The sequence below is a fragment of the Acinetobacter sp. ACZLY 512 genome (assembly GCF_023614015.1).
In the GTDB taxonomy this organism is placed as follows: Bacteria; Pseudomonadota; Gammaproteobacteria; order Pseudomonadales; family Moraxellaceae; genus Acinetobacter; species Acinetobacter soli.
In genome coordinates this window covers 92,225-98,452 of record NZ_JAKIVI010000013.1, presented here as the reverse complement: position 1 = coordinate 98,452, position 6,228 = coordinate 92,225, and the positions used below count along the sequence as shown (strand labels likewise).

The window sequence follows — 6,228 nt, the reverse complement described above, 5'->3', positions numbered from 1 at the left end:
CGAGTAATCTTTCGCTTCACCGCCGTAAGTTTTCGCACAGATAGTTGCGATCGCAGCAGTAAGAGTTGTTTTACCATGGTCAACGTGACCAATTGTGCCCACGTTTACGTGCGGCTTATTACGTTCAAACTTGGCTTTAGCCATGATGATCTTCCTCGTTTACGTCGAAAGCAAGCTACAAGAGGCTACAAAAGGCATCGAAGCTACTCAGCACATCGACATTAGTCTAAAAAAACAGACGCCCAATACTTTAAAAGCAGACTAATTAGCCTGCTTTTTGAAATCTTTGTAGATTTTACTCTACCAAACTGTATCTGGAGCTCTTATCGAGATTTGAACTCGAGACCTCTCCCTTACCAAGGGAGTGCTCTACCACTGAGCTATAAGAGCGATAATCCTTCGATGGAGCGGGAGACGAGGATCGAACTCGCGACATGCAGCTTGGAAGGCTGCCACTCTACCAACTGAGTTACTCCCGCACAGCGTTGGTACATTTACCACTTCAATCGAAGTTAGTTGGTGGTGAGAGAAGGATTCGAACCTTCGAAACTTTCGTAGCGGAGTTACAGTCCGCCCCCTTTGACCGCTCGGGAATCTCACCAATATCACACTTAACTTTCAGTGTAAGTTCTTTACTTCAACATTGAACCACTTTAAGATGGTGCCGGCACACGGATTCGAACTGTGGACCTACTGATTACAAGTCAGTTGCTCTACCAACTGAGCTATGCCGGCGTATCTTAGTGTTTCGTACGTTTCGTATCGGAACGGTGTGCAGTTTAGCAAAACTCACAAACGATGCAAGCAGTTTTTTAAAAAAAACCGCTAAAAACTCATAAAATCAATCCGTTTGACGATAATTCAACCGCTTTGATCACTGCGCGAGCTTTTATTTGGGTTTCATTCCACTCAGATTCAGGATTTGAGTCTGCTACAAGCCCTGCCCCCGCCTGTACATACACCTTATTTTCACGAATGACACAGGTGCGGATCGCAATCGACATGTCCATTTCACCATGCCAGCCTAAATAACCGACTGCGCCACCAAAAATGCCGCGTTTAACCGGTTCTACTTCGTCGATAATTTCCATCGCACGAATTTTTGGTGCACCGGAAAGGGTGCCCGCAGGGAAAGTTGCCTTAAAGACATCTAACGCATCGATATCGTCACGGACTTCACCCTGCACATTCGAGACAATATGCATGACATGTGAATAGCGTTCGATCACCATCCGGTCAGTCACTTGTACTTTACCAATCTTGGATACACGGCCCACATCGTTACGTCCAAGATCGATCAGCATCAAGTGCTCTGCAATTTCTTTCTCATCGGCCAAGAGCTCTTTTTCCAGCGCCAGATCTTCTTCTTTGGTCTTGCCACGTGGTCGGGTACCGGCCAGTGGTCGTACTGTGGCAATCCCATCCTCCAGACGCGATAAAATCTCTGGTGAAGAACCCACAATATGAAACGGTGTCTGATCGACTAAGGTCTGTCCCTGCACCAAAAAAAGATACGGCGATGGATTAAGATGACGCAGCGCACGGTAAACCTGTAAAGGATCACCATCAAAATCCGATACCATACGATGACCCGGAACCACCTGCATGACATCCCCAGCACGGATATATTCTTTCACCGTTTCAATCGATGCCAAGAAGTTGTCTTTGCCAGTGAGCGATTCGAAGTGCGGCGGCGTATGCGGTTTTGCCTGCAGGCTCACCGGTGTCGCCAGTAACTGCTCAAGACTGTCGAGTTGATGCTGTGCCTGTGTAAAAGCATCTTCATGTGCAGTATCGGCATGCACAATTAGAAACAGTGTGTCTTTGAGATTGTCAAAAATAATTACGGTCTTGGAAAGCATCATCCAGATATCAGGTAACCCAACTGGATCGGCCTCTGGTACGTTATTCAGGCGCGGCTCGATATAACGCACCGCATCGTAACCAAAGTAGCCCACCAAGCCCCCAGAAAATTGCGGGAGTTCTGGTGTGAGTGCGTGCGGTGGAACCTTAAACTGCTGCTGATACTCGCGAATATAGGTGAAAGGATCTGTGCATGGTTGAGTAGAAATCTGACCTTGTGGATTTTTAATGGTCAACTGCCCTGCATTACAGGAAAAAACTGTAGATTCTCCCAATCCAATAATGGAGTAGCGCGCCCAGTTTTCACCTCCCTCTACCGACTCAAACAAATATGCTTGAGTATGATCGCGCAAACGCGCAAAGACCGACAGTGGCGTATCGGTATCGGCCAAACGTTGTCGATACATGGGAATCGTGTTGTAGCCAGCAGCTTTAAGTTGTTCAAACTGAGTGTGTGTTGTCATGATGTTATCTCAATGGTTTTAAGTGAAGCCCGATAAAAGTGATTAAAGACGCGATTATCGCCATCGAAACACCATGCGCTGATACATGCCCCACCCCTGTATTACTAAATCAGTTGATCTAAACGGTCCACCACCTGTTGTGGCTGACTGTCGTAAATATTTTCTCCATGATTATAGCCATAGCTGACCACAATACAATCGATACCCGCGCGACGTGCTGCTTCCACATCATTTTTAGAGTCGCCAATCATGAGTGTTGCGTGAGGCTCGACATTAAATTGTGCAGCACTATGCAAAAGAGGTAATGGATCGGGTTTGCGAACTGGCAAGCTATCCCCTCCCACCACCAGATCGAAATAATGCGCAATGTCTAGTTCTTCAAGCAACTTGCGCGCAAGTGCCTCTGGTTTATTGGTAACACATGCCATACGAATGTGCTGTGCCTGACAACGTTGTAAAAATGCTTCAACACCATCAAATAGCCGACTGGTCACGCATAACTCTTGGGCATACACATGCAGGTAGTGCGCCAGAAGCTGCTGATGACGCTCAGGATCGATCTGCTGAAATAAAAAAGTCAGCACCGCATCACAGAGTTTGCCTGTGCCCTGTCCAACCCACTGACGAATTTGTGTCTCACTCACTTCCGTCCAGCCAAGATCACGCAAGGTGATGTTCATGGCACGATACATATCGGATGCGGTATCGACCAAGGTTCCATCTAGATCAAACAATACCAATTGACGACGCTCTAATTGCACTACACTCATATTTTACCTGTCTGCTAAAAACCAAAAGGCATGCGTTTGGCATGCCTTGAGTGACCTTACGATTGATCGGGCATGCTTACTTTAAAAATACCCACGCCATCACTGCAAGAATAATCAACACCACGATGGTCATAAAACCCACAGAGGCATTTTTACGTTGTTCAATTTCTTTTTCTACCGACGAAACTGGTTGCTCAATGGCCACAGGTTTCGGATCTGGTGTTGCATTCACCACCACGCCGTCCGGAATTGGCGCAGGTTTTGGTACGGCAACGTTTTGCGGCATACCTTCACGGCTCACTTCAGCACCGGTATCACGTTCGGTTAAAGTTGGCATACCTGCATCGACGGGCTGTGTCTGATGCGCATTAACATTTGGCTGTTCCACCGAATGATGAACCGGCTCAAGCTCAACCTCAGGCAACGCCTCTCGCTCAAGTTGTGGTTTTGCTGGTGCCAACACTGCAAATTTAAGACTGGCAAACTGAACAATATCGGCATCGTGAAGCTGTACTTCGCCCTCGATACGCACGTCATTCACAAAAGTACCATTGGATGATTTTAGATCTTGCACCCAAAGTTGATCGTTTTGCAGCAGTAGCGCTGCATGTTTTCGCGATACTTCGGCTGCTTGCAAAACCAAACCGGCATCCTGATGGCGACCCACCAGCATGTCCTGCTCAATCGCAATTTCCTGTCCTGTAAATTCACCTGTAATGGCTTGTAATTTCCACGTCATCATCTTAAGTCTGTCTCTTATCGTGATTTGTGATCATCATAACATGCTTCATGTCTTCGTCGCCTGCCGTTATGACACAGGTCGCAAGGTGGTGGTGGTCACTGTATTTTTGGTTCGCTCTACTTCTGGCTCACTCAAGGACTGGGTTTTTACAGTCGGCTGTACGGGTAAGGCATAAGAAGTCCCCTTACGTACAACGGGTGAACTTGGGCGTACTGTTGCCACTGGCGTGGTGACCGTTGTGACGGGAACCTGCTGATAAGGGGTGCTCGGAACCGCAGCGACAGGCACGGCAGGTTGTTGGTAGAGCTGTTCTAGATTTTCTGGCAATTTAGCGAAGTTGCCATTTTTATCCATAGAGAGCTGTAAACTGTAAAGTTGATTATAGCGCTGCTGCGAAATCCGGCGCACATCATTGGCATCGCCCACAATGGTTGGGTGAATAAACACCAGCAGATTACGTTTTTCGTTGCTATTTGAATCTGCACGGAACAAACGCCCAACGTAGGGAATACTGCTTAAACCCGGCAAACCTTGACGCGACAACGTGCGGTTATCCGAAATGAGGCCACCTAAGACCACAGTCTGGCCGTGTTCTGCCAACACCGAGGTTTTGATGGCACGTTTGCTGGTAATTAGATCGGTTGCTTGGCCCTTGTCTTGCACAGCAGAAACTTCTTGCTCGACTTCCAGACGCACCGTGCCGTTTTCACCAATGTGCGGAATCACCTTGAGCGTGACACCCACATCTTTACGCTCTACCGTGGTGTAGGGATTGGCCACACCCGTTGAAGTTGTTGAAACCGACCCCGTCACAAATGGAACATTCTGCCCCACCACAATATAAGCTTCTTCGTTGTCCATCGTGACAATCGATGGTGTAGAAAGCAAATTAGATTTGGTATTGGTCTTAAGTGCCTGAATAAGCGCACCATAGGCTTTTCGTGAGTTACTGAAATTACCTAGCGCTAAGGTCGCACCACTGCCACCATTTGAACCACTGGCAATCGCAGATGCAGCACCTGTAGAGCCATTAGACAAATAACCCGCTGCAATTGAAGCTAGGCTCGCGCCTACGTTGCTAAAACTGATCAGGCCAATACCACTGCTTAAATCCCCCAGCGCCCACTGAATCCCGAGTTGATCGGCATCGTCCCCCGACACCTCAATAATAGCTGCTTCAATCAAGACTTGTTCACGGCGAATATCGAGTTGCTGAATCGCTGATTCAATTTCGCGCATCAATTGTGGTTCTGCTTTGACCACCAAAGCATTTTGTGCACTGTCGGCAATAATACTGACACCATTATTGTTAAAACTGGTGATGCTGTTTTGATTGTTCGCATTATTACTGCTATTCAAATTAATCGATGAACCGGATGTAGCGTTATTGCTACCCGTGGTATTACTCTGCGATACACTTCCACCAATGAGGCTATTGAGACCAGTGGAAGAAGATGAACCCGAGTTACTCCCAGTTTTACTTTGCGAGCTATTTACGGCCTGACCACTGACCAGTCCTTGTAAAATTTCTGCCAGACTCTTGGCACTGGCATATTTCAGACGAAACACCTTCAATCCGCCCAAGCGATCTGCAGAAGGGACATCTAAGGTTTCAATCATGTTGCGGATTCGCTTACGCGTTCCGGTATCCCCTTTGATCAAAATACGGTTGGTGCGGGCATCGGCAATAATTCTGACACGTGAACCGGTCACATCTTTTGAAGCGCCCGTTGAACTGATTGACTCAAGTAGCCCCACCATTTCTTCAGCTTGGCTATTTTGCAGGGTAATGGCCTCGACATCATTTTGTCCCGTACCATCGAGGTTACGAATAATGGTTTCGAGTTGTGCAATGTTTGCCGCCCGATCTGAGACAATTAGTGCATTTGTGCCCGGCACGGCAGCAAGACTTGCAAATTGAGGCATCAAAGGCCGCAGTGCCGGAATCAGATCGTTTGGATTGGTGTTTTCTACCCAAATAACCCGCGTGACCACTTGGTCTCCACGGGCGCGATTGCGCATATCGTAAGGTAAACCTGCATTTTTAACGTTGCTGTCTGGCACCAGTTTGATGGTATTACCAGAAGGAATCGCCACCACGCCATTGACGTTCAGTACACCCAGAAATAAATCATAGACTTCATCACGCGTTAATGGCTTGTTGGAAATGACCGTGACGTTGCCTCGTACACGTGGATCAACTGCAAAATTTTTACCCGTGATATCCGCCACTTCATTGATAAAAGCCGTTAAATCGGCGTCGCGTAAATTAATTTTCCATGTTTGTGCATACGTGCTTGTACTGATCACAGCCATCACCGGAGCGGCTGCGACTAAAGCCCAAAGGGGACGATGATTAAATAAAGCCATAGCGGGTTATTTTTCCTAA

The 6,228-nt window shown here is 47.4% G+C and carries 5 protein-coding genes and 4 tRNA genes; all 9 read right to left on the bottom strand.

Features of this window, described 5'->3' with window-relative positions:
- Nucleotides 1-144: GTP-binding protein (locus tag L2096_RS13745; protein WP_228156027.1), on the bottom strand; the 144-nt coding region annotated here is incomplete at its 3' end.
- Nucleotides 145-315: 171 nt separating this feature from the next.
- A tRNA-Thr gene (locus L2096_RS13740) sits at nucleotides 316-390 on the bottom strand.
- A 13-nt stretch (nucleotides 391-403) separates the two neighbouring features.
- Nucleotides 404-479 (bottom strand) — tRNA-Gly (locus L2096_RS13735).
- 38 nt (nucleotides 480-517) lie between these two features.
- Nucleotides 518-601 (bottom strand) — tRNA-Tyr (locus L2096_RS13730).
- A 58-nt stretch (nucleotides 602-659) separates the two neighbouring features.
- Nucleotides 660-735: transfer RNA gene (locus tag L2096_RS13725), tRNA-Thr, on the bottom strand.
- Nucleotides 736-833: 98 nt separating this feature from the next.
- The gene (gene trpE, locus L2096_RS13720) at nucleotides 834-2,327 is read right to left on the bottom strand and encodes an anthranilate synthase component I (RefSeq protein ID WP_250365646.1); all 1,494 of its coding nucleotides are present in this window, start codon (nucleotides 2,325-2,327) and stop codon (nucleotides 834-836) included.
- Nucleotides 2,328-2,431: 104 nt separating this feature from the next.
- Nucleotides 2,432-3,097, bottom strand: a complete 666-nt coding sequence (locus L2096_RS13715; RefSeq protein WP_227265791.1) for a phosphoglycolate phosphatase — start codon at nucleotides 3,095-3,097, stop codon at nucleotides 2,432-2,434.
- Nucleotides 3,098-3,173: 76 nt separating this feature from the next.
- Entirely contained in the window at nucleotides 3,174-3,836 is a 663-nt protein-coding gene (locus L2096_RS13710; RefSeq protein WP_025095803.1) for an FHA domain-containing protein, read from the bottom strand.
- A 69-nt stretch (nucleotides 3,837-3,905) separates the two neighbouring features.
- Nucleotides 3,906-6,209 (bottom strand): type II secretion system secretin GspD, encoded by a 2,304-nt coding sequence (gene gspD / locus L2096_RS13705; RefSeq protein ID WP_250365645.1) that lies wholly within the window; start codon nucleotides 6,207-6,209, stop codon nucleotides 3,906-3,908.
- Nucleotides 6,210-6,228: the final 19 nt, after the last annotated feature.